This is a genomic window from Burkholderia sp. Z1, from assembly GCF_014893795.1.
In the GTDB taxonomy this organism is placed as follows: Bacteria; Pseudomonadota; Gammaproteobacteria; order Burkholderiales; family Burkholderiaceae; genus Burkholderia; species Burkholderia theae.
The window spans coordinates 2,044,896-2,071,216 of the sequence record NZ_JACFYL010000001.1 but is presented as its reverse complement, the minus strand read 5'-3'; the positions used below and the strand labels follow the sequence as shown (position 1 = coordinate 2,071,216).

Genomic DNA, 26,321 nt, shown 5'->3' with positions numbered 1-26,321 from the left:
GCAGGATACTGGAGAGTTCAGTCATGAAAGCAGCACTCGATGTCGTGACCTACGGCGAAGCGATGGCGATGTTCGTCGCGACCGAGCCCGGCCATCTCGCGCAGGCGGCGCAATTCGCGAAGCGCATCGCGGGCGCCGACCTGAACGTCGCGATCGGCCTGGCACGGCTCGGCTTCCGGGTCGGCTGGATGAGCCGCGTCGGCCGCGATTCGTTCGGCGGCTACGTGCTCGACACGCTGGCGCGCGAGGGCATCGACGCGTCGTGCGTGACCGTCGATCCGCGCTACCCGACCGGTTTCCAGCTGAAGTCGCGCAACGACGACGGCAGCGATCCGACCGTCGAATATTTCCGCAAGGGCTCGGCCGCGAGCCACCTGTCGTGCGACGACTACGTGGCCGACTACGTGCTCGGCGCGCGTCACCTGCACCTGACGGGTGTCGCGCCGGCGATCTCCGCGACCTCATGCGAGCTCGCGTTCCATCTCGCGCGCGAGATGCGCGCGGCCGGCAAGACGATCTCGTTCGACCCGAACCTGCGCCCGACGCTGTGGCCGTCCGCCGACGTGATGGCGAAGACGCTGAATGCGCTCGCGACGCTCGCCGACTGGGTGCTGCCGGGGCTCGCCGAAGGGCGGCAGCTCACCGGGCACGACACGCCGGCCGACATCGCGGGCTTCTATCTCGCGCAGGGTGCGCGCGGCGTCGTGATCAAGCTCGGCGCGGAAGGCGCGTACTTCCGGACGGCCGACGGCCGTGAAGGCACGGTCGCGGGCGAGCGCGTCGAGCGTGTCGTCGACACGGTCGGCGCCGGCGACGGCTTCGCGGTTGGCGTGGTCAGCGCGCTGCTGGAAGGTCGGAGCGTCGAGCAGGCCGTCGCGCGCGGCAACCGGATCGGCGCGCTCGCGATCCAGGTGATCGGCGATTCGGAAGGCTTGCCGACCCGCGACGCACTCGATCGAATCGAAAATGTCAGCAATCGCGCCGATCGCTTAGAGGAAACCGTCACCGCGCAATGAGAGGCCGGACACGGCACAATCCGCGGATTCATTTCGTGCATCGAGCACCGCTTTGCGTGGGGCCGGACGGCAAAGCAGGCGACTGGAACGGTGCTGACGCACCGCTTCCGGCCGCGAAGCGCTGAAGTGTCAGCCCGGTCAACATAGGAGACATTCTGATGGCAACCAATCTCGCAGCCCGACGCTGGTGGACGATCATGCCGATCGTCTTCATCACGTACAGCCTCGCCTACCTCGACCGCGCGAACTACGGGTTCGCGGCCGCGGCCGGCATCAACCAGGACCTCGGGATCAGCAAGGGCCTGTCGTCGCTGATCGGCGCGCTGTTCTTCCTCGGCTACTTCTTCTTCCAGATTCCCGGTGCGATCTATGCGGAGCGCCGCAGCGTGAAGAAGCTCGTGTTCGTCAGCCTCGTGCTGTGGGGCGGCTGCGCGGCGCTCACGGGCGTGGTCAGCAACATCCCGTCGCTGATGGTGATCCGCTTCCTGCTCGGCGTGGTCGAGGCGGCCGTGATGCCGGCGATGCTGATCTACATCAGCAACTGGTTCACGAAGAACGAGCGCTCGCGCGCGAACACGTTCCTGATCCTCGGCAACCCGGTCACCGTGCTGTGGATGTCGATCGTGTCGGGTTATCTCGTGCACGAATTCGGCTGGCGCCACATGTTCATCGCCGAAGGCGTGCCGGCCATCATCTGGGCCGTGTGCTGGTGGTTCCTCGTGCAGGACAAGCCGGCCGATTCGCCGTGGCTCAACGCGCAGGAAAAGCGCGACCTCGACGCCGCACTGGCGGCCGAGCAGGCGGCGATCAAGCCCGTGCGCAACTATGGCGAGGCGTTCCGCTCGCCGGCCGTGATCAAGCTGTGTGCACAGTATTTCTGCTGGAGCATTGGCGTGTACGGCTTCGTGCTGTGGCTGCCGTCGATCGTCAAGAACGGCTCCGATCTCGGCATGGTCGCGACCGGCTGGCTGTCCGCGCTGCCGTATCTCGCGGCGACGATCGCGATGATCGCCGCGTCGTGGGCGTCCGACCGGGTCGGTTCGCGGCGCGGCTTCGTGTGGCCGTTCCTGCTGATCGGCGCGGCCGCGTTCGCCGCGTCGTACGCACTCGGCTCGTCGCATTTCTGGATCTCGTATGCGCTGCTGGTGGTCGCGGGCGCCGCGATGTATGCGCCGTACGGCCCGTTCTTCGCGATCGTGCCGGAGTTGCTGCCGAAGAACGTCGCCGGCGGCGCGATGGCGCTGATCAACAGCATGGGCGCGCTCGGCTCGTTCGTCGGCTCGTACTTCGTCGGTTACCTGAACGGTGCGACCGGGTCGCCCGTCGCGTCGTATGCGTTCATGAGCGCCGCGCTCGTCGCCGCGGTGATCCTCACGCTGTCCGTCAAACCCCAGGCGCGCGATGCGCATCCGCTCGCGGCGCCGCTGCAAGGAAAATGAAACGATGAAGCCTCGTATCGTCGCGTACAAGCCGCTGCCCGATGACGTACTCGCGTACCTGCGCGAGCATGCGGACGTCGTGCAGGCCGACGGCGCCGACGCGCTCGCCGATGCGCTCGGCAACGCGGACGGCGCGATCGGCGCGAGCCTGAAGGTCACGCCGCAGATGCTCGACGGTGCGCCGCGGCTGAAGGCCTGGTCGACGATCTCGGTCGGCTACGACAACTTCGACGTCCCGGATCTCACGCGGCGCGGCATCGTGCTCGCGCATACGCCGGACGTGCTGACCGAATCGACCGCCGATACGGTGTTTTCGCTGATCCTCGCGTCCGCGCGGCGCGTGGTCGAGCTGGCCGAGTGGGTGAAGGCCGGCCACTGGCACCGCAGCATCGGCCCCGACCTGTACGGCACCGACGTGCAGGGCAAGACGCTCGGCATCATCGGGCTCGGGCGCATCGGCGGCGCGGTCGCGCGCCGCGCGGCGCTCGGCTTCCGGATGCAGGTGCTGTACGCGAACCGGTCCGCGCATGCCGAAGCCGAGACGCAGTACGGCGCACGTCGCGTGACGCTCGACGAATTGCTCGCCCAGTCTGATTTCGTGTGCGTGCAGGTGCCGCTGTCGCCGGAAACCCATCGCCTGATCGGTGCGCCGGAATTCGCGAAGATGAAGCGCGGTGCGATCCTGATCAACGCATCGCGCGGGCCGGTCATCGACGAAGCCGCGCTGATCGATGCGCTGCGCGCGGGCACGATCCGCGGCGCGGGACTCGACGTGTTCGAGAAGGAGCCGCTGCCGGCGGATTCGCCGTTGCTGCAGATGAAGAACGTCGTCGCGCTGCCGCATATCGGCTCGGCGACGCACGAGACGCGCCACGCGATGGCGCGTTGCGCCGCGGAAAACCTGGTCGGCGCGCTGGCCGGCACGCTGCGCACGAATCTCGTCAATCCGGACGCGCTCGCGCGGGCCTGAGCCGCGGCGGGCAACCGGCCGACGACCGGCGGGCGGGGTGCCGGCGCCGTTAGAGTTGATGGTCTTGGTGCCGGAGGGCTGGCTGCGTTATGATCGCCCGCTCGTCGTATCGATGGTCCGGCAACGCTGCCGGCTGCGTTCGGCGACGGGCATCCGCGCCAGGTCCGGTGCGGCCGACTGCTACCAGTGCAAGCGCTGAAGCGCCAACGCTGATCGACAGGAGAGTCCGCCGGGTGGCTTACGTTTCCAACAACAAAGGTCCGTCTGCTCACGAAGCGGCGCGGATCGTACGTCGCGAGGCACGACAGTGACCGATTCGCAACCTTCCACGACGCGTCCGGCGACGATCAGCGACGTCGCGCGCGAGGCCGGCACGGGCAAGACCAGCGTTTCGCGCTTCCTGAACGGCGAGACGCATGTGCTGTCCATCGATCTGCGCCAGCGGATCGAAGCGGCGATCGCGCGGCTCAACTACCGCCCGAACCAGATGGCGCGCGGGCTCAAGCGTGGCCGCAACCGGCTGCTCGGCATGCTGGCGGCCGACCTGACCAATCCTTACACCGTCGAAGTGCTGCAGGGCGTCGAGGCCGCGTGCCACGCGCTCGGCTACATGCCGCTCATCTGTCACGCGGCGAACGAAGTCGAGATGGAGCGCCGCTTCCTGCAGCTGCTCACGACCTACCGCGTCGAAGGGCTGATCGTCAACGCGCTCGGCGCCGACGAGGACGTGCTGCGCCCGTTGCGCGGCGCGGGCATCCCGGCCGTGCTCGTCGACCGGACCGTCGAGGGGTTCGAGGCCGACCTGATCGGCCTCGACAACGCCGACGCAATCGAAATGGCGCTCGCGCACCTGGTCGAACACGGCTTCGACGCGATCCATTTCGTCGTGCAGCCGTTCGAGCGCGTCAGCTCGCGGCGCGTGCGCGAGGCCGCGTTCCGCGCGGCGCTGGATGCGCGCGGGCTGACGGTGCCGTCGACGATCGTGCTCGACCTGAACGAACCCGATGCTGTTGCCGCGGCGCTCGCCGACGTCGATGCCCGTATCGACGACGCGGCACGGCGCGGCGTGCGCGCGGCACTGTTCGCCGCGAACGCGCCGGTCGCGCTCGCGATCGCGCGCCACCTGCGTGCGCGGTTCGGCACCGCGTGGCAGCAGAAGGCAGCACTGCTGTCGATCGACGATCCGGAATGGGCCGAGCTGATCGGCATCACGACGATCCGTCAGCCGACCTACGAAATCGGCTACAAGGCCGTCGAATTCGTGCACGAGCGGATCGACGGCGCAGCGGGCGACGTGCGCGTCGCGATGCTGCCAGGCGAGCTGATTGCGCGCGCGTCGACCGCAAGCTGAGTATCATTCGGGCACGCAGCGCGCCACGTGCGCTGCCCCGAACAAGGAATTACATGATTGTCGCTCCCGTCACGCTGGCGGTGCTGATCGCCGCCACGCTGATCATCGCGCTGCTGCCGCTCGTCCTCTACCGTATCCTGCGCAAGCCGCTTGCGCTCAATCGTCGCGACACGATCGTCGGCGTCGCCGTCTTCACGCTGTTTGCGATGATCCTCGAACGCGCGTTCCACGGGCTCGTGCTGAGCCAGACGCCGGCGGGTGGCTGGCTGACGCAGCCGCTCGCGTTCGTCGCGTACAGCGCGCTCGCGACCGCCGTGTTCGAGGAAGTCGGCCGTTATCTCGGGATGCGCTTCCTGAACCGGCGCTACGGCGCGTCGGCCGGCGACGGTCGTGCGATCGGCTACGGCATCGGTCACGGCGGCGCCGAAGCGTGGTTCGTCGGCGTGCTCGTGTGGGGCCAGTGGTCGTATCTCGCGTGGCTGGCGAGCCGCGGCCAGCTCGAGACGCAACTGTCCGACCTGCCGGGCGATACCGTCGTGCGGCTGCACGTGATGCTGGCAACGCTGTCGGCGCAGTCGATGCTGCTGTTGCTGCTCGAACGCTGCGCGGCATTCGTGCTGCAGCTTGCGCTGTCGGTGCTGGTATGGCGCGGCGTGCGCGCCGGCCGCGCGGGCGTGTTGCCGCTCGCGATCGTGCTGCATGCGCTCGCGGCGGCGCCGGCGCTGCTGTACCAGGTGCGCGTGCTGCCGGCCGCATGGGTCGAGGGCGCGTATTTCGTGCTGGCCGCGATCCTGGTCGTCGTGATGGTCAAGACGTGCCGGCCGTCGCGTACGGCCGCCTGACGGGAGAGACGGGATGGACGACTATCTGATCGAATGCCAGAGCGCGGAATTCGACGCGCTCGCGCGCGTGATCTGCGATCTCTTTCCGGAGCAGACGCGCTTCGCGGAAAGCAGCGACGAGCGCGGGCGATTCCTGTCCGTGCACTGGCTCGCGATGCGTTTCGGCGCGACGCCGAAGCGGATGACGCTCGATATCCGCGTCGTGCCGGCCGCGCTCGCGCGCTATCTCGCGCTCAAGCCGATGCAGCGCGCGCGCAGCCATGCGGTGCTGCATGCGTATACGGAAGCGATGCTCGGGTCGCTCGAGGAGCGCCACGCGGCCGGTGAGGCCGTCGAGCGCAATGCGGAACTCGAACTGGACGAAGACTTTGCGTGAGCGTTCGCGCCGGCGCGATGCCGGCGCGCGGCATTACGCGTCGCGGTAGACCTGCGCGAAGCGCTGCGCCTGCACGACGCCGTAGTCGCCGGGCGCGTACTGCATCACCCAGTCGCCGGCGACGCCGCGCAGCGTGTCGCCGTTTTCCGAGCGGGCGATCGTAAACGGCTCGTCCATTCGGCGGGCGAGCACGACGGCCGGCCGGTTCCGGTATGCGCCCGGTGCGCCGTGCGCGAGTGCCGGATCGGCAGGCAGGTATTTGGCGTCGAAACGCGCGCGCGACACGACCCAGCGGTCGCCGGTCGAGCCCGTGATCAGCGCGTCGCCCGCGGCATAGCGGTTCGGGCCTTCGAGGCTCATCAGTTCGCCGTCGGCGTCCGCGAATGAAACCGCGACGGTTTCGTCCTTGACGACTTGACGGGCCTGCGGGTCGGTACGCAGATCGATGTGCTTGAGTTCGAGCATGGCGAGGAAGTGCGGGAAAAGCCGGGAGCTTATCCCGAATTCGGCGCGCCGTGTGACGCGCCGATCGCCTGTAGCGGGCGCGGCGCCGTTCGGCCCGGACGGGCAGCGCGGCGCCGGCGGGGAGGGTGTCAGGGCTGGGCGGGTGCGCTTGCGGCCGGCGCGGCTGCCGCCTTGCCTTCCTTGCCCTTCGCCTTGCCCTTGCCGCGGTGCTCGCCGCCGTGATTCAGCCAGCTGCGGAACGTCGTGTCGGCGAGCGCTTTCTGCTCGGCCGGGAAGCTCTCGTAGAGCGGCGCGAAGGCGTCGGCGAGCTTCTTCGCGCCGTCGGCGTTCGCCTGCGACAGTTCCGCATACTGCTTCATGTCGTCGAGCGCGGATACGTCGTGCTTGGCCATCCGGTCACGATAGAGGCGGCCCATCGTGTCGCCGTTGTCGCGCATCGTGTCGGCGAACGTCTTCCATTGCGGTTCCTGCGCCGACGTGATCTTCAGCTGGTCGTGCAGATACTTGATGCGCTGCTCGACGCGCGCTTCGTGGCGTGCGGCGCGCTGCTCGGCGCTCGGGGCCGAAGCCGCGGGCGCCATCGCCGGGGCGGCCGCTTGCGGCTGCGCCGGGGTTTGCGCGAATGCACTGGCTGCAACGACGAGCGTAGCGAGGGTGAGCGAGATTTTCTTCATGGTTGGCTCTCCGGGGTGGTGTCTTGCGAGCGGGCGCGGCGGCAACTGCCGCAAGCGCGACTCTCGCGTCGCATGCTATTAGTAGCACGTTGCGTGCGGCGCGGCAGTGAATGCGACACTTGCTTACATCCGATACGAATCGAAATTGAAAGGTTCGAATCGGCGCCGGGCGATGCCGTTTGGGCATGCCGGCGTTCGGCGCTATCATCGCGTCACCTTTCACTCAGCCGGCGCGTCGCGCACCGGCCCAGCCTCATGCGTCCACCCCGCCTCGATCAACTCGACGATCTCGACCGGCAACTCGTCGCGCTGCTGCAAGCCGATGCGCGCGCAAGCGTCGCGGATCTCGCGCGCCAGCTCGACGTCGCGCGCACGACGGTCGTTGCACGCATCGCGCGGCTCGAACGCACCAACGTGATCGCCGGCTACAGCGTCCGGCTCGGGCAGGACGTGCTCGATGCGAGCATCTACGCGTATGTCGGCATCATCCTCACGCCGAAGTTCGGCAAGGACGTGTTGCGCAAGCTCGACCGGATGCCCGAAGTGCAGCTGCTGTGCGCGGTGAGCGGCGAGTACGACTACGTCGCGTGGCTGCGCGCCGATTCGCCCGAACGGCTCAACGACCTGCTCGACCAGATCGGCACGCTCGAAGGCGTCGAGCGCACGACGACGTCGATCATTCTGTCGCGCAAGATCGATCGCGGGACGATCGGCGGCTGACGCTCAAGTCCCGCGTCCGCCGCGCGTCCCGCGTCGGCGCATCGATCCGGCTATCGGTCGGGCTGCACCGTGCCCGGCGGCCGCGCGAGCGGAATCCGCACCGATATGCGCAACCCGCGCGATTCCCGTTCGTCCGAATACGCGAGCGTGACGTCGGCACCCATCCGGTCCGCGAGGATCTTCACGATCGACAGGCCGAGCCCGGAGCCGATCTGCACGTTGCCGGGCACCCGATAGAACGGATCGAACACGCGCTCGCGTTCGTTCGGCGCGATGCCCGGCCCGGTGTCGGCGATCGTCACGCACGCGTGCGTGTCGGTCCGTTGCGTCGACAGGTCCACGCGTCCGCCGGACGGCGTATAGCGGATCGCGTTGTCGACCAGATTCATCACCAGCGACGTGAGTTCGAGCTCGTCGACCGGCACGCGGGTGTCCGGGCCGTCCTCGACACCGATGTCGAGCGACTTCGCGTCGGCCAGCGGCATCAGGTCTTCCAGCACGCGACGATAGATCGCATGGACCGATACGGCGCCGGGTGGCGCGGCCGGCGCGCTTTGCGCACGCGCGAGCGCGAGGAGTTGCCCGATCAGGTGGCGGCTGCGTTCGAGCCCGCCGCGCAGCGCGGCGAGTCGCGCACGCGCATCGTCGGGCAGGTCGGTGTCGGCCAGGCGTTCGGCCTGCAGCGACATCGCCGTCAGCGGCGAGCGCAACTCGTGCGCGGCGTCGGCGACGAAACGACGCTGCGCGTCGACCGATTGCGCGACGCGCGCCAGCATCCGGTTGATCGCGACGACGAACGGCCGCACCTCGACCGGCACGCGATCGGCCGGCACCGGGCGCAGGTCGTGCTCGTCGCGCGCGTCGATGCCGGCGGACAGCGCGGCCACCGGACGCAGCAGCTTGCGCACGAGATCGGCGACGAGCAGCAGCAGGATCGGCACGAGGAGCAGCAACGGCAGCGCGGTGCGCCACGCACTTTCGCGCGCGACGTCGTCGCGCATGCCGGCGTTCTGCGCGACCGCGATGCGTTCGCCGTTCGCGAAGGTACGGACCATCACGCGATACGCGTTGCCGCCGGCCTCGACCGTATGCAGTCCGTCGGCGAGCGTCGGCGGTAACGCGAGCGGCGGCGCGCCATCGGTGCCCGGCTGCGGCGTGCCGCCGAGCGGCTGCACGATCACGCGCGACAGCTCGTCGCTTTCGCGCGCGGGCCCGGCGCCGGCGGCATGGGGCGACGGCGCGCGCTGATGGTCGAGCAGCGTCGCGACCTCGCGCAGCACGTCGTCCTGCAATTCGTGCGCTTCGTCGAATGCCGATGAAAACGCGAACGCGGCCGCGGCCGTCGCGACGACCAGGATCACGGCCGACAGCACGACCGACAGCCGGAACCCGATCGACTCGCTCAGGCGCTTCTTGAAACCATCCATCCCACACCCCTGACGTTCTTGATCACGGTGCTGCCGAGCTTGCGGCGCAGCGAATGGATCAGGAATTCGACCGCGTTGCTTTCGACTTCCTCTCCCCAGCCGTACAGGCGATCCTCGAGCTCGCGGCGCGACAGGATCGCGCCGGGGCGCACCAGCAACGCGCGCAGCAGCGAGAACTCGCGATTCGACAGAGGGACCGGCGCGTGCCCGTCGACGGCGGCCTCGCGCGTCGCCGGATCGAGCGACACGATGCCGTTGCTCAGCAGCGGCGCGGCCGAACCGGCACGACGCCGGATCGCGACGCGAATCCGCGCGAGCAGTTCGGCCATCTCGAACGGCTTCACGATGTAGTCGTCGGCGCCGCCATCGAGGCCGCGCAGGCGGTCGTCGAGCCCGTCACGCGCGGTGACGATGAGCAGCGGCGCGCTGGCGTCCTTCGCGCGTATGCCGGCCAGCACGTCGAGCCCGTCGCGGCCGGGCAGGCCGAGGTCGAGCAGGATCAGGTCGTAGGGCTGGGCCGCGAACGCGGTCAACGCGTGGGCGCCGTCGGTGACCCAGTCGGTGGCGTACGACGCGTCCTTCAGCGCGGCATGGACTGCCTCGCCGATCATCGGGTCGTCTTCGACGAGCAGTATTCGCATACGTATTCTCCGTGCCGCGCAAACGCCGCCAGCGTATGCGATTCCCGGGCGCGCGTCACGTGCCGCGCGCCCGGCGCAACGGTTATTTGCCGCCGAACCGGTCGAAGGCCGCGAGCAGGTTCTTCATCGCGGCGGCCGAATCGGCCTGGGTCGGATGATCGGCGCGCAGTGCGCTGAGCGCGCGGTCGATCTCCTGGTCGACCATGTGCCAGTCGGCGGCGGCGCGCGGCTTGAGGCCGGCCTCGGCCGCGTCCCACGCGATCTCGAGATCCTTGATGCGCGTCTTCGCGCCGGGCAGGTCGCCCTTGCCGACGAGCGTATCGACGTCGGCGGCGATCGTGCGGAACTGCGACAGGTCGCCGAGCTTCGACGCGTGGCCGACTGCGGACGACGCCGCGGCCGGCACCGAGGTCGATGCGTTCGCATCCTGCTGCTTCGAGCAGCCGGCGGCGGCGCTCAGCAGGGCTATCGTGGCCGTGGCAACGGCGAGACGGGAAACGGAATAACGGAGGTGCATGGGGTGTCCTCGATGCGGTGAACGGAAAGGAAAGGGTGTCATTCGGCGGCGCCGGCACGCGTGTGCGGGCCGCTGCCGAATTGCGCGACGGCGACGAGCAGCACGATCACGGTCAGGAACAGCAGGCTCGTCCACGCGGCGCCGAAGCCGAGCCCGCCGTATGCGCGGGCCTGCGTGAGCAGGTCGCCGAGGGAGGCGCCGAACGGGCGCGTCAGGATGTACGCGATCCAGAATGCCAGGACCGCATTGGCGCCGAGCCGCCACATCACGAACACGGCCGCGATCAACCCGCCGAAAATCAGCGCGCCGAGCGTGAAGCCGAGCCCGAGCGCCTCGGTCGCGAGATCGCCGGCGGCGGTGCCGAGCGCGAACGTGCAGAGGATCGCGGCCCAGTAGAACAGCTCGCGCCGCGGCGTGACGATCGTGTCGATCGACAGCGTGCCTTCGATGCGATGCCACACGAAGAAGATCGCGGCGAGCGCGACGGCAAATGCGGCGGTGCTCGCATACAGGCTCACGTTCAGGCCATCGGTGAGCAGGTCGGTGATCTGCGTGCCGACGATGCTGACCAGCACCACCGTGAGCCAGTAGATCCACGGTACGTAGCGGCGCGTGCGCAACTGCAGCCACAGCGCGATCGCGAGCAGCGACGCCATCGCGATGCGCGTGAAGGTCTGGCCGAGGCCCGCGTTGACCGCGAGAAAGTCCGCGCCGGTTTCGCCGACCGTGGTCGACATGATCTTGATGATCCAGAACGACAGCGCGACGTCGGGCACCTTGTTCAGCCAGTGCGACGCGCGATTGACGGGCAGGGATTGCATGCGATGTCTCCTTGGAGAGCGGGTGGTCGGCATGCAGTCTGAAACGGGAGACTTAGGCCAGCCATAGCGCGGCCGGCAACGGGCTAAAACGCATCGTTTCGACGTTTCGACGAAATGTATCGTCGTAACGTCGAAATTATCGGTCGTTTCGCATCATTCTTCGTCTTGGAACTGATTTTGCGCGTCTCTACACTGTGTTCATGGCTCAACGCCGTCCACAACACCAAACCCATCATCAGGAGATAAGCGCATGAAAATCGCCATCGTCGGCGCAGGTCTGATCGGCCACACCATTGCTCACATGCTGCGCGAAACGGGCGACTACGAAGTCGTCGCGTTCGACCGCGATGCGGATGCGCTCGCGAAGCTGTCGCGCGAAGGCATCGCGACGCAACGGGTCGATTCGGCCGACGCGAACGCGATTCGCGAAGCAGTGAAGGGCTTCGATGCGCTCGTCAACGCGCTGCCTTATTACCTCGCGGTCAACGTTGCCGCCGCCGCAAAGGCTGCCGGCGTCCATTACTTCGACCTGACCGAAGACGTGCGTGCGACCCACGCGATCCGCGAACTGGCCGACGGCTCCGACCGTGCGTTCATGCCGCAGTGCGGCCTCGCGCCGGGCTTCATCGGCATCGCCGCGCACGAACTGGTGAACGGCTTCAGCGAAGTGCGCGACGTGAAGATGCGCGTCGGCGCGCTGCCCGAGTATCCGACCAACGCGCTGAAGTACAACCTGACGTGGAGCGTCGACGGCCTGATCAACGAATACTGCCAGCCGTGCGAAGCGATCCGCGACGGCCGCAAGCAGTGGGTGCAGCCGCTCGAGGGCCTCGAGCACTTCTCGCTCGACGGCACCGAATACGAAGCGTTCAACACGTCGGGCGGCCTCGGCACGCTGTGCGAGACGCTGTCGGGCAAGGTCGAGACGCTCGACTACAAGTCGGTGCGCTACCCGGGCCACCGCGAGCTCGTCCAGTTCCTGCTCGAGGACCTGCGCCTGTCGACCGACCGCGACACGCTGAAGTCGATCATGCGCCGTGCGGTGCCGTCGACGAAGCAGGACGTCGTGCTCGTGTTCGTCACGGTGACGGGCGTGAAGGATGGTCAGCTCGTGCAGGACGTGTTCACGCGCAAGATCTTCGCGAAGGACGTGTGCGGGATGCACATGAGCGCGATCCAGATCACGACGGCCGGCGCGATGTGCGCGGTGCTGGATCTGTTCCGCGAGAAGAAGCTGCCGCAGAGCGGTTTCATCCCGCAGGAAAAGGTATCGCTGAAGGCGTTCCTGTCGAACCGCTTCGGCAAGCTGTACGAAGGCGGCACGATGGAGCGCGTGCACGCGGTGGCCTGACCACCCGCCTCAGGCACGAGGGCCGTACGACGCCGGGAGCGCAGCAGCGCTTCCGGCGTTGTTTTTTGCGGGAGCGGGAAGGGCGTCGGTGCGGGTCAGGCCGGCAGCGGCGGGACGATCGTCGCGGCGGGCGCGGGTGGCACGATGCGGTACAGCAACGCGTCGACGTCCTTGTCGGACGGCGCGGTGTTGTCGAACATCACGATGCCGTCGCATTCGCGGCCGGTCGGCACGAAGCGGCGCTGCCGGTATTCGTCCCAGTGCGTGAGCTTGTATGCATCGTTCGGGTTGCCGCGTGCGACGATCCGCGCGTGCGCGACGTCTTCCGACGTGTGGACCCAGACGACCGTCAGCGCGACGTCGGGCCCGATGCCGAGCCACGCGCGGTCGAGGATACGCCGGTCGCGTACTTCGCGCGACAGCGGGCCGACGACGATCGCGCCGATGCCGAGCGCGAGATTTTCACGGGCCGTGTCGAGCAGGCCGTGGTATTCGGGATCGCGCAGGTGCTTCAGGTAGAGCGGGCTGTCGCGGTCGTTCGGATCCTCGGTGAGCGCGCCCATCGCGGCCGAGCTGTAGCGGCCGTACAGCGTGTCCTTGTCGAGCAGGCAGAAGGCCTCGCCGGTGGCGCGCATCAGCGGCCCGATGAGCCGCTTCGCGAGCGTGGTCTTGCCGGTGCCGGCGTGACCGCAGAAGAACACCAGGTGCGTCACGAATACCGGCTCCCCGGCCGCTGGCCCGACGTGTCGCCGCGTGTGTCAGCGCGCTTGTCGTCGCGCGAGAACACTTCCGCTTCCAGCCACATCGCGTTGATGATGCCGAAGCCGAGCGCCACGCAGATGCCGAGTATCCACGAGAAATACCACATGGGTCTGTCTCCTTGACGGTGGGGCCGCACGGCCGTGCGGCGGGCTTGCCGAAGTGCGTCGCTGCGCGTGCTGCGGCGCACGCAGCCCGATCATGACCAATATCGGCGTGCCGCGCAAGCCGGGCCGCCCGCGCAGCAAACCGGTAAACTGATGCGCAAACCGCAACATCACGGACAACATGCTGATCAACTGTGCTGCATACCAGGATGGCCGCAAGCTGGCCGACATCGATATCGACGCCATCAGCGACTACGTGTCGAAGCCCGAATGTTTCGTGTGGGTGGCGCTGAAGGATCCGACGCCCGAGGAAATCGACCTGATGGGCGAGGAGTTCGGGCTGCACGAGCTCGCGCTCGAGGATGCCCGCAAGGGGCATCAGCGGCCGAAGATCGAGGAGTACGGCGATTCGCTGTTCGCGGTGCTGCATATGGTCGAGCTCGACGAAGACGACGAACTCAAGGTCGGCGAACTGAACGTGTTCATCGGCCCGAACTACGTGCTGTCGATCCGCAACCATACCGAGCAGGATTTCCGCGACGTGCGCAAGCGCTGCGAGCGCGAGCCGCATCTGCTGAAGGAGGGCTCGGCGTTCGTGTTCTACGCGCTGATGGACCAGGTCGTCGACCGTTATTTCCCGATCCTCGAAACGCTCGGCGCCGAGCTCGAGGAACTCGAGGACCGCATCTTCACGAAGGCCACGCCGGCGTCGTCGCGCGCGATCATCGAGGATCTCTATTCGCTGAAGCGCCGGCTCGTGATGCTGCATCAGCACACGGCGCCGCTGATCGAGCCGCTCGCGAAACTCACCGGCGGGCGCGTGCCGCAGGTCTGCAGCGGGATGGACGCTTACTTTCGCGATGTGTACGACCATCTGCAGCGGATCGTGAAGACGATCGAAGGGCGGCGCGAGATGGTCGTGACGGCGATCCAGGTCAACCTCGGCATGATTTCGCTCGCCGAGAGCGAGGTGACCAAGCGACTCGGCTCGTTCGCCGCGCTGTTCGCGATTCCGACGATGATCGCCGGCATCTACGGGATGAACTTCGCGAACATGCCCGAGCTGCACCTGAAATACGGTTTCTACGGCTGCATCGCGGTGATGCTCGCAGCCGATCTCGGGCTGTGGTGGCGTTTCAAGCGGGCAGGGTGGCTGTAGCCCCGCGCGCCTAGCGCGGCGCGTGCTTGCCGATCACGACGCGCCACGGACGCACGCGCCACGATTTCACGAGACCGTTCTGCACGTACGGATCGGCGCGCGCGAACGACTCGGCCGCTTCCGGCGAATCGCCTTCGAACACGAGCACGGCCTGGTCGGCCGGATCCGACAGCGCGCCGGCGAGCATGAGTTCGCCGCGCTCGGTCGCGGCCTGCGCGAGCGCGAGGTGCTGCGCGCGGAACGGTTCGCGCCGGGACAGGTAATCGTCGACGAGATCGTAGATCAACTGGTAATGCATGCGTTGCTCCGGGAAGGGTCGGTGGCCGTGGCCGGTGTGTCGGTGCGGCCGTCGGTTGGCCTGCTGCGGCCAGTATAGGACAGCCGGTCGGTGGCAGCGCGGCGCCAGCGGACGCGTATCCTTGCTCTCTAAAATGCAACTAACGGTCCGGTTGGCTTCCGCCCCGGAATTCCTGCCGTCATCGCCCGTTCGATGCATCAGCCTTTGCGTGTTGTGCAACAAGGTGAGCCTGGAAGGGCTGCAGGACGGGCCCGCGCACCAGCGACGCGATGACGCCCCGTCTACCGCGGCGGCCCGTGCCTACGCCTTGTATCCGATCGTACGCAGCAGATCCTTGCGCCAGCGCACGTCGTCGTCGTTCTCGACGCCGAGCGGCGGAAAGCCGTCGACGACGCCGACGATCCCGCGTCCTTGCGCGGTTTCCGCGACGATCACGTCGGTCGGGTTCGCGGTCGCGCAGTAGATCCGGCAGACCTCCGGCACGGCCTTGATCGCATTGAGTACGTTGACCGGATAGAAGCCGTCGCCGAGGAACACGATGAACGCGTGACCGGCGCCGATCGCCAGCGCGTTGCGGCACGCGAGTTCGACGAGTTCCGCATCGGTGCCCGAACGGCGCACGAGCCGTTTGCCCGATGCCTCGCAGAATGCGAGCCCGAAACGGATGCCGGGCACGGTGCCGACCAGTGTCTCGTGGATGTCCTCGACGGACTTGATGAAGTGCGACTGGCCGAGGATGAAATTCACGGGCTCCGGTTTATCGACGGCGATGGTGTGCAGTTGCAGCATGGCGGACCTCGTCTGGCGATGCGGCGCGCGTGCCGCAATGAACTCTCCCAGCTTAGTACGCGGCTGCCGGCGTCGAAAGCGGCGGGCGCGTCCTATCCTTCGTTGTGTAGGGCGCGCAAGCGCGAACGCAACGGAGGCGACCATGGACGTGCGGCAGGGCTTCGTGGACTGCGTGGGGCGCACGCCGCTGATCCGGCTGGCGAAGCTCAGCGCGGAAACGGGCTGCGAAATCCTGGGCAAGGCGGAATTCATGAATCCGGGCGGCTCGGTGAAGGATCGCGCGGCGCTTTACATCATCCGCGACGCCGAGCAGCGTGGTGCGCTGAAGCCGGGCGGCACCGTCGTCGAGGGTACGGCGGGCAACACGGGCATCGGTCTTGCGCATATCTGCGCGGCGCGCGGTTATCGCTGCGTGATCGTGATTCCCGACACGCAATCGCCGGACAAGATGGCAATCCTGCGTACGCTCGGCGCCGACGTACGCCCGGTACCGGCGGCACCGTACCGTGATCCGAACAACTATCAGAAGATTGCCGGGCGGCTCGCGGACGAACTCGACAACGCGGTATGGGCCAACCAGTTCGACAACGTCGTCAACCGGCAGGCGCACTACGAGACGACCGGGCCGGAAATCTGGCGCGACACCGCGGGCACGGTCGATGCATTCGTCTGCGCGACCGGCACGGGCGGCACGTTGGCGGGCGTGAGCCGTTACCTGAAGGAGCAGAATCCGGCGGTCCGGATCGTGCTGGCCGATCCCCACGGCAGCGGACTCTACGGTTACGTGAAAACGGGCGATCTCAGCGCCGAAGGCAGCTCGATCACCGAAGGCATCGGCTCGACGCGCGTCACCGCGAATCTCGCCGACACGCCGATCGATGACGCCGTGCGGATCGACGATGCGCTGTGCGTGAAGATGGTCTACCGGCTGCTGCGCGAAGAAGGGCTGTACGTCGGCGGGTCGAGCGGCATCAACGTCGCGGCGGCGGTCTGGCTGGCCCGCCGGATGGGCCCGGGGCATACGATCGTGACCTTGCTGTGCGATCGCGGCGACATCTATCGTGCGCGGCTTTTCAATCGCGAATGGCTGCGCGAAAAGGGGTTGGAACCGGAGCTGGCGCCGGAATGAGGGAGGGGCGAGGCGGCGATTTCCATTGGCCCGAATGCGACCTATGCTGAACAAATCCGGAGCGAACTCCGTTCGCCCGATTCGCCCAGACGAGGTGTGCCATGCCTGTATCTGCCACCCTGCAGGATTGCCTGCGCCAGAAGTCATCGCGGTACGAAGTCGTGTACCACCCCTATAGCCATACGAGCATGGAGACGGCCGCCGCCGCGCATATTCCCGGCGATCGTCTCGCGAAAACCGTGCTGCTCGAGGACGACGAGGGCTACGTCGCCGCCGTGTTGCCGACGACGCACGCCGTGCGCCTGTCAGACCTCTGGGTGAAGACGGGACGCCATCTCGTGCTCGCCCGGGAAGTCGAACTGCGCGAACTGTTCAAGGATTGCGACATGGGCGCGCTGCCGCCGGTCTGCATGGCGTACGGGATGAAGACGTTCCTCGAGGAACGTCTCGCGGAGCAGCCGGAAGTCTATTTCGAGGCCGGCGACCACGAAGCGCTGATCCACATGATGCAGGACGAATTCCTGATGCTCATGGAGACGGCCGAGCGCGCGCATTTCTCGCACAAGATGCAGGGCATGCATTCCTGAGCACGCGGCGCATGCGGTGAGGCGCGCATCGGTACGCACGCGTGTGCGCCGATGCGCGGGCGGCAGGGTCGTGTACCACGTCGTCGGCTTTCACGCACGATAGTTAATTCGATATGCGAAGTAATTTTTATGGATCCCGTGCGGTGAAGGAGGGTCTTGTATTTGCATCGGATTCCGTATTGATTGTTTGGGTAGCCATGCGCGTTCTTGACGTGTCGCGGAAGTGGTGCAGGCCGGTCTGGGGCAGGTAGCCAGGGGGGAGGACGATCGATGCCGGCGTTGGCGACGCGAACGGGCGAAACTGGCCGGTCGCCTCCGAATCGGGTCATTTTGCTGCGACGCAGGAAATACGCGGATGCCTATGTTGGAAGAACTTAATATCCGGTTCCGTATATACCAATACAAAACGATTACCGTTTAAATAATAAAAGATTGATTTATGCTTACCGGAATATTATTTGAATAAACCCTCCAAACTTTGTATTCGGACATCAAATAAAGTTTGACGGCAAAATTTTTTCCTTGCTATCGTCTGCACCCAAGTGAACGGCGCCATTGACATCACCGTGTAACGAACGGCGAATCGTCATACGAAATACGAGGTTGCGCCCGCCAGCTGACAATTGCCTGAACGTGCGGGCGCATGGATTTCCGGTGTGACACCGGGCCGCGCCTGCCGGAACGATTCCTTGAAAAAGAATGAATTGGAATTCGAATGTAATTCTTTCAATTCGGATTGCTAATTGAATTTGAAATGAAATTTTCGGATTGATGCGGTGGCGATGCCGACCTGGCTGCGCCGCCGGCAGCAATCCGAAACTGGGCGAATCGCTTGGGGGATGGAAGGTGGGCATGAAAGTCGAAGAACGTCTGGCTACATCGAACAGCGGACTGGCCATGCTGGGGCGTCCGCGAGAGTTCGGCAAGAAGCAGCAGAATCCGGTGCGCCGGTTCGGCGGCATCGGCATCGTCCTGGTGCTGCATGTCGTGCTGATCTACGCATTGCTCAACGGCCTCGCGACGAAAGTCGTGCAGGTGATCCAGCATCCGATCGAAACCCGCATCATCGAGCCGGTCAAGCCGCCGCCGCCACCGCCGATGCCCGTGGTCAAACTCCCGCCGCCGAAATTCGCGCCGCCGCCGCCGCCGTTCGTGCCGCCGCCGGAAGTGCCGGTGCAGGCGCCGCCGCAGGCGACGATCACGCACCAGGCGGCTCCCGTGCCTTCCGCGCCGGCCGTACAGGCGCCGGTCGTGGCGCCCGCTCCGGCGGCCAAGCCGGTCAGCCATGACGTCGGTGTCGTCTGCCCGAACTCGGACTCGCTGCGCGCGTCGATCCAGTACCCGAAGGAAGCGCAGGAAAACAACATCACGGGTGACGTGACGATCGAATTCGTCGTGGATGCGGAAGGGAACATCACGAACGAGCGGGTGGCGCAGTCCGCTGATCCGATCCTCGATCGCGCCGCGTTCAACACCGTGAAACGGTTCAAGTGTGTCGCGCAGGGCCAGTCGGTGCGGGTCCAGGTGCCGTTCTCGTTCAATCTGAATTGATGCAGTGGGCGGCCCGGCGCGAGCCGGGCCGGGGAAAACCATCTCGAACTGAAGTGTTTAGTTCAACGAAATAGCAGGAGTGGGGTATGACGAAGCGTTCACTGGCCGCGCTGGCGGCAAGCATGTTGATGTCCGTCGCGGCAGTCGACGGGTTCGTTGCACCACAGCTCGCCCACGCGCAGGCAAGCGGTGCGGCCGGCACGTCGGCGCAGGCCGCGGCGCCGTCGGCCGCGCCCGCGCCGGTTCCGGTCGCCGCCGAGCCGGCTCCGCCGCCCGCGCCGGCCACGACGGAAGCGGTCGAGAATCCGTACGGGCTCGGCGCGCTATGGAAAAACGGCGACTTCGTCGCGCGTTTCGTGTTGATCCTGCTGGTGATCATGTCGATGGGAAGCTGGTACATCATGATCACGAAGTTCCTGGAACAACTGCGTGCGAATCGCCGTGCGAAGCTGGCGGACGCGCAGCTCTGGACCGCGCCGTCGCTGGCCGAGGGCGCGAAGCTGCTCGATGAGGCGTCGCCGTTCCGGTTCATCGCCGAAACGGCGATCGAGGCCGGCGAGCATCACGAGGACGCGCTGCTGGAAGCGGTGGACCGCAACACGTGGATCGACGTCTCGGTCGAGCGCTCGATCACGAACGTGTCGAACCGGATGCAGGACGGACTCGCGTTTCTGGCGACGGTGGGCTCGACGGCCCCGTTCGTGGGGCTGTTCGGTACGGTCTGGGGGATCTATCACGCGCTGACGGCGATCGGCATCGCGGGCCAGGCATCGATCGACAAGGTCGCGGGCCCGGTGGGCGAGGCGCTCATCATGACCGCGATCGGCCTGGCCGTCGCGGTGCCGGCGGTGCTCGGCTACAACTTCCTGGTCCGGCGCAACAAGTCGGTGATGGAGCGGGTCCGCAACTTCGGCGCGCAACTGCACGCGGTGCTGCTGGCCGGCAACCGGCGTCCGGTGCGTGCGTCGTCGCCGGCGGCAGCGGCATCGCTCGCGAACTGATCGGCTGACGGAGACGCGCGATGGCCATGAACGTCGGGCAGGACGATAGCGACGAGGTGATCGCCAACATCAACACGACGCCGCTCGTCGACGTGATGCTGGTGCTGCTGATCATCTTCCTGATCACGATCCCGGTCGTGACGCACACGATCCAGCTGCAGCTGCCGAAGGAGACGGTGCAGCCGCTGCAGACGACACCGAAGAGCATCGAGATCGCGGTGAATCGCGACGGCGATTTCTTCTGGGGTGAGCAACTGGTGGACGCGCCGACGCTGCTCGCGAAACTGAAGGGCGTGTCGCAGCAGCAGCCGCAGCCGAGCGTCCACGTACGGGGCGACCAGAACACCCGCTACGAGTTCATCGGCCGGGTCGTCACGATGTGCGAGCGTGCGGGGATCGCGAAGCTGTCGTTCATCACGGAGCCGCCTGCGCGCGGGGGTTAGTGTTGCTGGGGAAGCGTTGCGAGGCGGGGGGATGGGGTGGGTGCCAAGGCACTCATTCTTATCGACCGCAAAGCATGGGACCAGCGTAAGCGCTAAGGCGCTAACGCTGGTCGACCGCGAAGCATGGGATCCGAGTAGGCGCTAAAGCGCCAACTCGGATCGACAGGAGCCGACGATGGGAATGAATGTGCCTTCGGGTGGGGGCAATGCGGAACCGGAAGTGATGGTGGACATCAACACCACGCCGCTGATCGACGTGATGCTGGTGTTGCTGATCATGCTGATCATCACGATCCCGATTCAGATGCATTCGGTCAAGATGGACTTGCCGGTCGGCAATCCGCCACCGCCGGCAACGCCGCCGGAAATCGTGCAGATCGACATCGACTTCGACGGCACGACGACATGGAACGGCGCACCCGTGCCGGATCGTGCGGCGCTCGAGTCGAAACTGACGCAAGTGGCGGCGGAACCGGTGCAGGCGGAGATCCATCTGCGGCCCAACAAGCTGGTGCCGTACAAGGACGTGGCGGCCGTGCTGGCATCCGCGCAACGCGTGGGCGCGACCAAGATCGGCCTGATCGGTAACGAACAGTTCATGCAATGACGAAACGGACGAGCCGATGAACCAGCGACGATGGAAACGGATGATGGCGGTGACGGCGCTCGGCACGGCATGCATGCTCGGCCGGCCGGCGTTGCCGGCGGATGCGCTGCGGCCGGACGTGGCGAAACCGCTGGCGGCGGCGCAAGAGCTGTACCGGGCGCACAAGTATCGCGATGCGCTCGGCAAGATCGCCCAGGCCGCGGCCGTGCCCAACCGGACACCGTACGAAACGTACATGGTGGAAGAGATGCGCGGCGCCGCGGCGATGGCGGCAGGCGACTCCGGCACGGCCGCGCAGGCCTACGAGACCGTGCTGAACTCGGGGCGGTTGTCGGGCGAGGACGAGCAGCGGACGACGGCGGCGCTGGCCGGCATCTACTTCCAGCAAAAGAACTACCCGCTGGCGATCCGGACCGCGCAGCGCTACCAGAAGGCGGGCGGAACGGATCCGGAAATGCGCACGCTGCTCACGCAGTCGTATTACCTGTCGAACGATTGCGCACCGGTCGTGAGCCAGTTGAAAGCGAGCACGGATGCGCAGGCGAATGGCGGACACGCGCCGGATGAAGGGCAGTTGCAGATGCTCGCGACCTGCGCGCAGAAAGTGAAGGACGGCAACGCGTACCGCGGTGCGCTCGGGCTGCTGGTGGCCTATCACCCGAGTCCCGCGTACTGGGACGAAATGGTCACGGCCATTCGCGGCAACCCCGGATATCTGTCGTCGCTCGATCTCGACATCTACCGGTTGCGCCGTGCGACAGGATCGCTCGCGACGGCCGACGCCTACATGGAGATGACGCAGCTCGCGCTGGTGGCGGGACAGCCCGCCGAAGGCAAGCAGGTGATCGACCAGGGGTTCGCGACCGGCGTACTCGGCAAGGACGCGCAGGCGGACCGCGAGAAGCGGCTGCAGGCGCTCGCCGCCAAGCGCGCGCAACCGGTCGCGGACGCCGCGACGCCGGTGGCGCCGCTCGACGCGGGAATGAATCTCGTCTTTGCGGGCCATGCGCAGCAGGGCTTGCCGATGATGGAGCAGGCGATCGCGAAGGGCGGGCTCGAGCATCCCGATGCGGCGCGACTGCGGCTCGGCGAGGCGTACTACGTGGCCGGCCAGAAGACGCGCGCGGTACAGGTGCTGCGCACGGTCAAGGGGGCCGACGGTTCCGGTGACCTGGCCAAGCTCTGGACGGCAGTGGCATCCCGGTAACGCAACGACGCGACGGCGCGCGACGCAGGCGCGCTCGGCAGGCGGCATGCCGCCGCTGCAAAGCAAGTGCTTGACGGTCAGGTCCGACGAGGAAAAGGGGCAGCCTTGTTAGTTAGTAAACCGAATGAAATGTGCGATGGCCGCGTGACCACGCCGAGGCGGTGTCGCGCAGAGTCGCGCGTCGCCGGGTGTCACGCCCGGCTGGTCGCGACATCTCATCGGTCAAGGATCGCCGACATCAAACCGATTTCGACTGCGAGGTTCCGTCTCTCCATGCCTTTGCCCCCTGATGAGTCGGTGCTCGTCGCCGTGTCGCTCGGCAACAAGATCCGGGCGCTGCGCCAGCGCCTGAAGCTCACGCTCGACGAAACGTCGACGATCGCCGGCATTTCGAAGCCGTTCCTGTCGCAGGTCGAGCGCGGGCGGGCAACGCCGTCGATCACGTCGCTGGTCCGGATCGCGAAGGCGCTCGGCGTGACGATGCAGTATTTCATCGACACGCCGACGGAAGCGCGCTCGGTGTGCCGCGGCAACGCACTGAAGTATTTCCAGTTCGCGAATTCGACCAGCCTGTTCGCCCGGCTGACGAACCTGGTGGACGGCCGCAAGCTCGACGCAATTCTCGTGCGGGTGCCGGTGGGGCAGTCGCCGTCGGAGGTGACGACGCATGCGGGCGAGGAGTTTGTCTACGTGATGCGCGGGCAGGTCGCGCTGACGCTCGAGGATTGCACGTTCACGCTGAACGAGGGCGATACCGCGCACTACGAATCGACGATGCCGCATGCATGGCACAACACGGCGGACGAGGAGGCAGTGATCGTCTGGGTCGGCACGCCGAGGCTGTTCTAGCGGCGCGGCCGGCGCGGTGCGCCGCGATGAAGGAGAAGTACCCGATCGACAGCGGATCGCACGTGGTGCGGCGCGAGAACAGTGTCGTCGTCCGCGGGAATTTCCGTTGATCGAATCGGGAGGCAGTACGCAATGCGCTCAATGCAGGTAGTTAGTATGACGAATCAAAATCAAAAAAGACGGTGGTGCTGAATGGCGCGGGTGCCCCGAGGCCGATCCGTTCGAGTCATCGCAGTCGGAAGGGTGGCAATCGCGGGTTCCGGTACACGGGCGCCCAGGACGTGCAAGGAATCCACAAGATTCCGGCGCGCAGCAGGTGGGGTCTTACTACGAGCGAGAGGGAACAAGATGAAGCAAAGAGTTTTGGCGTTGGCCATCAAAAGGATAGTCTGGGCGGAACTGGCGCTGACGGCCGTACTGGTGCCGCCGGCGTTCGCCCAGAGCCAGCCGGCGCCGGGCGCCGTCGCGGTCGCGGATGCGGTCGCGACCGGCGCGCCCGTGACCGTTGCACAGGCGGGCGGCACGTCGGGCGCCGCTGCTGCGTCGGGTGCCGCGGCGCCCGACGCGGCGTCCGGTGCGGCAGCGGAGGCCACGCCCGCGACATCCGGTGCGAACGGGCAGGGCAAGGTCGCGCAGATCAAGCGGTTCGAAGTGACGGGCTCGCTGATCCGGCAGGCCGACAAGACCGGTTTCCAGCAGGTGCAGACGATCACGCCGAAGGAAATCCAGGCCAGCGGCGCGGTGACCGTCACCGACTTCCTGCGCGATGCGGCAGCCAACTCGGCGAACAGCTGGGGCGAGGGGCAATCGGGCAACTTCGCGGCCGGCGCCGCCGGCATCGCGCTGCGCGGCCTGTCCGAGAAATATACGCTCGTGATGATCGACGGCCAGCGCGTGGCGCCGTACGCGTTCTTCTCGAACAGCGTCGATTCGTTCTTCGACCTCAATACGATCCCGCTCAACGATATCGAGCGCATCGAAATCGTGAAGACGGGCGCCGTGTCGCAATACGGCTCGGACGCGATCGGCGGTGTCGTCAACATCATCACGAAGCACGATTTCCGCGGCCTGCAGCTCGACGGCAGCCTCGGCAGCGCGATCAACGCGGGTAACGGCGACGGCACGATAAAGTTCGGCGTGCTCGGCGGTTTCGGCGACCTGAACACCGACCGCTTCAACGTGACGGCGGCGCTCAGCTACTACAAGTCGAACGGCTTCACGCTCGCCGACCGCGATTCGACCCGCAACCAGGACTTCACGGGCAAACCGGGCGGCTTCTCGCTGCTCGCGCCGTCCTACTGGAACATGCCCGGCGGCGTCGCGCAGGCGTTGAGCGGCGGCTGTCCGTTCGGCGGCTCGGTGCATCCTGCCGTGTCGAATTCGCTGTCGGCCGGGTCGCCGGGCACGGTCTGCGCGTACAACACCGCTGAAAGCACGTCGATCCTGCCGATGACCGAGCGCCTGAACGCGAAGATCCATGCGGACTTCAAGATCGACGACAAGACGACCGCGTTCGCGGATTTCCTCGAGAGCTACAACACGACCACGACCAACGACGGCCTGTGGAACAACGTGATCGGCAACCCGCAGAACCCGGCGCTCGTCTGGAATCCGCAAACGAAGCTGCTATCGCCGTTCAACACCGTCGTGCCGATCAGCAACCCGTACAACACGACGGGCGCGGCCACGCCGCTCACCTATGCGTTCCCGAACACGGTCGCGCAGAAGACCTGGGCCAACTACTGGCGCGCGGCCGCCGGCATCAAGGGATCGTTCACGCTGCCGTACGGCGACTGGGACTGGGCGACGTCGGTCAGCCATTCGCAGAGCACGGTGTCGAACGTGTTCACGAACCAGCTGAACGTCAACGCGCTGAACAACATTTACCAGAACGGCACGCTGAATTTCGCGAACCCGGCGGCGACGCCCAACGCGTTCAACGGGCTGTACCAGGAAGCGAACAACCTCGGCATCTCGAAGCTCGACACGATCGACGCGACGCTGTCGACGCCGAACCTGTTCCATCTGCCGACCGGTGACGTCGGTATCGGCTTCGGCGCGCAGTTCACGCACCAGAGCGAAGTGCTGACGCCGGGTTCGGAATACCTGAGCGGGGCCGTCATCACGCCGGACCTGGAGACGGTGAACGGCCAGCGCAACGTCGCGGCCGTCTATTACCAGATCAACGTGCCGATCCTCGAGAACCTGACGTTCAGCCAGGCAGGCCGTTACGACCACTACACGGACGTGGGCGGTGCCTTCTCGCCGCGCTTTGCGTTGCGCTACCAGCCGATCAAGGCCCTCACGCTGTATACGTCGTACAACCGCGGCTTCCGCGCGCCGACCTTCGTCGAGGACAGCAAGTCGCAGACGCTCGGCATCCAGGTCGACCCGGCCACCGGCCAGAACTATACGTCGATCACCGTCGGCAACCCGAACCTCGCGCCGGAACGCACGCGCAACTTCAACATCGGCTTCCAGGTGTCGCCGAGCCGCTACACGGATCTCGGTTTCGACTGGTACAAGATCCGCATCGACAACGTGATCGGCCAGGGCACGCCGTCGCAGGTCGTGACCGATCCGACGACGGGCCAGTTGCTGTACAAGGTGATTCCGTACCAGAACCTCGGCTACCTCGACACGAACGGCTTCGAAGGCACGTTCCGCCAGGGCCTGCCGCTCAAGGGCTGGGGCACGGTCACGCTGTCGGGTGACTGGGCGTACATCAACAGCTACAAGATCGGTTTCCCGGGCGGCACGCCGGTGAACGGCGCGGGCAACAACTTCACGATCACGCAGCCGTTCGGCGGCAGCTTCCCGCGCTGGCGCGGCAACACGACGCTGGACTGGAACTACCGGAAGTTCGATGCGGCGCTGACGTGGGAGTTCACGGGCCCGTACGCGCAGAACCTGCTGCCGGCGCCCGCGCCGTCGAAAGTCGGTTCGTACAGCCAGTTCAACCTGATGATGACGTACACGGGCTTCAAGAACTGGACGATCTACGGCGGCATCAACAACATCTTCAACCGCACGCCGCCGTACGACCCGATCTTCGCGAACGGCACGCTGGACCAGAGCGGCTATGACACGTCGGTGTATTCGTACATCGGCCGATTTGCGCAGATCGGCGCGACTTACAAGTTCTGATGGCGATTGCGATGCACTGACAGGCTTTAGACCGGCCGCTCCGCGTCCACACCCCCCCTTTATGGAGCGGCCTTTTTT

29 protein-coding genes are annotated in these 26,321 nt (G+C 66.4%); 18 read left to right on the top strand and 11 right to left on the bottom strand.

What is annotated here, in order from left to right; genetic code table 11:
- Positions 1-23 precede the first annotated feature (23 nt).
- From H3H55_RS09570 to H3H55_RS09545, 6 genes are all read left to right on the top strand, one after another.
- On the top strand, positions 24-1,016 hold the full coding sequence (locus H3H55_RS09570) for a sugar kinase (protein WP_193098441.1): 993 nt from the start codon (positions 24-26) through the stop codon (positions 1,014-1,016).
- 158 nt (positions 1,017-1,174) lie between these two features.
- Positions 1,175-2,455, top strand: a complete 1,281-nt coding sequence (locus H3H55_RS09565) for an MFS transporter (protein WP_129514654.1) — start codon at positions 1,175-1,177, stop codon at positions 2,453-2,455.
- 4 nt (positions 2,456-2,459) lie between these two features.
- Positions 2,460-3,425, top strand: a complete 966-nt coding sequence (locus H3H55_RS09560) for an NAD(P)-dependent oxidoreductase (RefSeq protein WP_193098440.1) — start codon at positions 2,460-2,462, stop codon at positions 3,423-3,425.
- 307 nt (positions 3,426-3,732) lie between these two features.
- Positions 3,733-4,776, top strand: coding sequence for a LacI family DNA-binding transcriptional regulator (locus H3H55_RS09555; RefSeq protein ID WP_129514652.1), 1,044 nt, complete (start codon positions 3,733-3,735; stop codon positions 4,774-4,776).
- 53 nt (positions 4,777-4,829) lie between these two features.
- Positions 4,830-5,618: a YhfC family intramembrane metalloprotease gene (locus tag H3H55_RS09550; RefSeq protein WP_129514651.1), complete on the top strand. Its 789-nt coding sequence runs from the start codon at positions 4,830-4,832 to the stop codon at positions 5,616-5,618.
- Positions 5,619-5,631: 13 nt separating this feature from the next.
- Entirely contained in the window at positions 5,632-5,994 is a 363-nt protein-coding gene (locus H3H55_RS09545; protein WP_048250956.1) for a DUF3022 domain-containing protein, read from the top strand.
- 33 nt (positions 5,995-6,027) lie between these two features.
- On the opposite strand, the gene H3H55_RS09540 is transcribed toward H3H55_RS09545, so the two are convergent.
- Together H3H55_RS09540 and H3H55_RS09535 are read right to left on the bottom strand one after the other, a co-directional pair.
- Positions 6,028-6,459, bottom strand: coding sequence for a PGDYG domain-containing protein (locus H3H55_RS09540; protein WP_193098439.1), 432 nt, complete (start codon positions 6,457-6,459; stop codon positions 6,028-6,030).
- 128 nt (positions 6,460-6,587) lie between these two features.
- Positions 6,588-7,133, bottom strand: coding sequence for a Spy/CpxP family protein refolding chaperone (locus H3H55_RS09535; RefSeq protein WP_193098438.1), 546 nt, complete (start codon positions 7,131-7,133; stop codon positions 6,588-6,590).
- 255 nt (positions 7,134-7,388) lie between these two features.
- Here H3H55_RS09535 and H3H55_RS09530 point away from each other — a divergent pair, with 255 nt between their 5' ends.
- A complete protein-coding gene (locus tag H3H55_RS09530; RefSeq protein WP_006481526.1) occupies positions 7,389-7,853 on the top strand; it encodes an Lrp/AsnC family transcriptional regulator in 465 nt (154 codons plus the stop codon).
- A gap of 50 nt (positions 7,854-7,903) precedes the next feature.
- Here the strand turns inward: H3H55_RS09530 and H3H55_RS09525 are convergent, their stop codons facing one another.
- The 4 genes from H3H55_RS09525 to H3H55_RS09510 form a co-directional block, all read right to left on the bottom strand.
- On the bottom strand, positions 7,904-9,280 hold the full coding sequence (locus H3H55_RS09525) for a sensor histidine kinase (protein ID WP_193098437.1): 1,377 nt from the start codon (positions 9,278-9,280) through the stop codon (positions 7,904-7,906).
- Positions 9,256-9,921 carry a response regulator transcription factor gene (locus tag H3H55_RS09520; protein ID WP_193098436.1) on the bottom strand — a complete coding sequence of 222 codons (666 nt, stop codon included), beginning with the start codon at positions 9,919-9,921 and terminating at the stop codon, positions 9,256-9,258. The genes H3H55_RS09525 and H3H55_RS09520 overlap by 25 nt, the downstream gene beginning before the upstream one ends.
- An 82-nt stretch (positions 9,922-10,003) precedes the next feature.
- On the bottom strand, positions 10,004-10,438 hold the full coding sequence (locus H3H55_RS09515; protein ID WP_193098435.1) for a hypothetical protein: 435 nt from the start codon (positions 10,436-10,438) through the stop codon (positions 10,004-10,006).
- Between the two features lie 38 nt (positions 10,439-10,476).
- Positions 10,477-11,259 carry a hypothetical protein gene (locus H3H55_RS09510; protein ID WP_193098434.1) on the bottom strand — a complete coding sequence of 261 codons (783 nt, stop codon included), beginning with the start codon at positions 11,257-11,259 and terminating at the stop codon, positions 10,477-10,479.
- Positions 11,260-11,509: 250 nt separating this feature from the next.
- On the opposite strand from H3H55_RS09510, the gene H3H55_RS09505 reads away from it, so the two are divergent.
- Positions 11,510-12,610, top strand: coding sequence for a saccharopine dehydrogenase family protein (locus tag H3H55_RS09505; RefSeq protein WP_034181371.1), 1,101 nt, complete (start codon positions 11,510-11,512; stop codon positions 12,608-12,610).
- A gap of 95 nt (positions 12,611-12,705) precedes the next feature.
- Here the strand turns inward: H3H55_RS09505 and H3H55_RS09500 are convergent, their stop codons facing one another.
- Together H3H55_RS09500 and cydX are read right to left on the bottom strand one after the other, a co-directional pair.
- Positions 12,706-13,323 carry an AAA family ATPase gene (locus tag H3H55_RS09500; protein ID WP_193098433.1) on the bottom strand — a complete coding sequence of 206 codons (618 nt, stop codon included), beginning with the start codon at positions 13,321-13,323 and terminating at the stop codon, positions 12,706-12,708.
- Positions 13,320-13,478 (bottom strand): cytochrome bd-I oxidase subunit CydX, encoded by a 159-nt coding sequence (gene cydX, locus H3H55_RS09495; RefSeq protein WP_193098432.1) that lies wholly within the window; start codon positions 13,476-13,478, stop codon positions 13,320-13,322. The genes H3H55_RS09500 and cydX overlap by 4 nt, the downstream gene beginning before the upstream one ends.
- A 179-nt stretch (positions 13,479-13,657) precedes the next feature.
- On the opposite strand from cydX, the gene corA reads away from it, so the two are divergent.
- Positions 13,658-14,635, top strand: a complete 978-nt coding sequence (corA, locus tag H3H55_RS09490; protein WP_193098431.1) for a magnesium/cobalt transporter CorA — start codon at positions 13,658-13,660, stop codon at positions 14,633-14,635.
- Between the two features lie 10 nt (positions 14,636-14,645).
- Here corA and H3H55_RS09485 read toward each other — a convergent pair whose 3' ends face one another.
- Both H3H55_RS09485 and H3H55_RS09480 read right to left on the bottom strand, forming a co-directional pair.
- A complete protein-coding gene (locus H3H55_RS09485) occupies positions 14,646-14,933 on the bottom strand; it encodes a YciI-like protein (RefSeq protein WP_048250967.1) in 288 nt (95 codons plus the stop codon).
- 300 nt (positions 14,934-15,233) lie between these two features.
- A complete protein-coding gene (locus tag H3H55_RS09480) occupies positions 15,234-15,722 on the bottom strand; it encodes an adenosine-specific kinase (RefSeq protein WP_193098430.1) in 489 nt (162 codons plus the stop codon).
- 142 nt (positions 15,723-15,864) lie between these two features.
- Between H3H55_RS09480 and H3H55_RS09475 the strand changes: the two genes are divergently transcribed.
- Complete coding sequence (locus tag H3H55_RS09475) at positions 15,865-16,851, top strand: cysteine synthase A (RefSeq protein WP_193099476.1); 987 nt, start codon at positions 15,865-15,867, stop codon at positions 16,849-16,851.
- A gap of 101 nt (positions 16,852-16,952) precedes the next feature.
- Positions 16,953-17,438: an aminoacyl-tRNA deacylase gene (locus tag H3H55_RS09470; protein WP_048250969.1), complete on the top strand. Its 486-nt coding sequence runs from the start codon at positions 16,953-16,955 to the stop codon at positions 17,436-17,438.
- A gap of 491 nt (positions 17,439-17,929) precedes the next feature.
- Here the strand turns inward: H3H55_RS09470 and H3H55_RS09465 are convergent, their stop codons facing one another.
- A complete protein-coding gene (locus tag H3H55_RS09465) occupies positions 17,930-18,292 on the bottom strand; it encodes a hypothetical protein (RefSeq protein ID WP_193098429.1) in 363 nt (120 codons plus the stop codon).
- On the opposite strand from H3H55_RS09465, the gene H3H55_RS09460 reads away from it, so the two are divergent.
- The 7 genes from H3H55_RS09460 (at position 18,291) to H3H55_RS09430 (ending at position 26,243) form a co-directional block, all read left to right on the top strand.
- Complete coding sequence (locus H3H55_RS09460; RefSeq protein ID WP_129514638.1) at positions 18,291-18,989, top strand: energy transducer TonB; 699 nt, start codon at positions 18,291-18,293, stop codon at positions 18,987-18,989. The genes H3H55_RS09465 and H3H55_RS09460 overlap by 2 nt on opposite strands.
- Positions 18,990-19,075: 86 nt before the next feature.
- Positions 19,076-19,990, top strand: coding sequence for a MotA/TolQ/ExbB proton channel family protein (locus tag H3H55_RS09455; protein WP_193098428.1), 915 nt, complete (start codon positions 19,076-19,078; stop codon positions 19,988-19,990).
- Positions 19,991-20,010: 20 nt separating this feature from the next.
- Positions 20,011-20,433, top strand: a complete 423-nt coding sequence (locus tag H3H55_RS09450) for an ExbD/TolR family protein (protein ID WP_048250972.1) — start codon at positions 20,011-20,013, stop codon at positions 20,431-20,433.
- Between the two features lie 175 nt (positions 20,434-20,608).
- The gene (locus H3H55_RS09445) at positions 20,609-21,040 is read left to right on the top strand and encodes an ExbD/TolR family protein (protein ID WP_048250973.1); all 432 of its coding nucleotides are present in this window, start codon (positions 20,609-20,611) and stop codon (positions 21,038-21,040) included.
- A 16-nt stretch (positions 21,041-21,056) separates the two neighbouring features.
- Positions 21,057-22,247 (top strand): tetratricopeptide repeat protein, encoded by a 1,191-nt coding sequence (locus H3H55_RS09440; protein WP_193098427.1) that lies wholly within the window; start codon positions 21,057-21,059, stop codon positions 22,245-22,247.
- Positions 22,248-22,520: 273 nt separating this feature from the next.
- Positions 22,521-23,096: a helix-turn-helix domain-containing protein gene (locus H3H55_RS09435; RefSeq protein ID WP_193098426.1), complete on the top strand. Its 576-nt coding sequence runs from the start codon at positions 22,521-22,523 to the stop codon at positions 23,094-23,096.
- 348 nt (positions 23,097-23,444) lie between these two features.
- A complete protein-coding gene (locus tag H3H55_RS09430; protein WP_193098425.1) occupies positions 23,445-26,243 on the top strand; it encodes a TonB-dependent receptor in 2,799 nt (932 codons plus the stop codon).
- Positions 26,244-26,321: the final 78 nt, after the last annotated feature.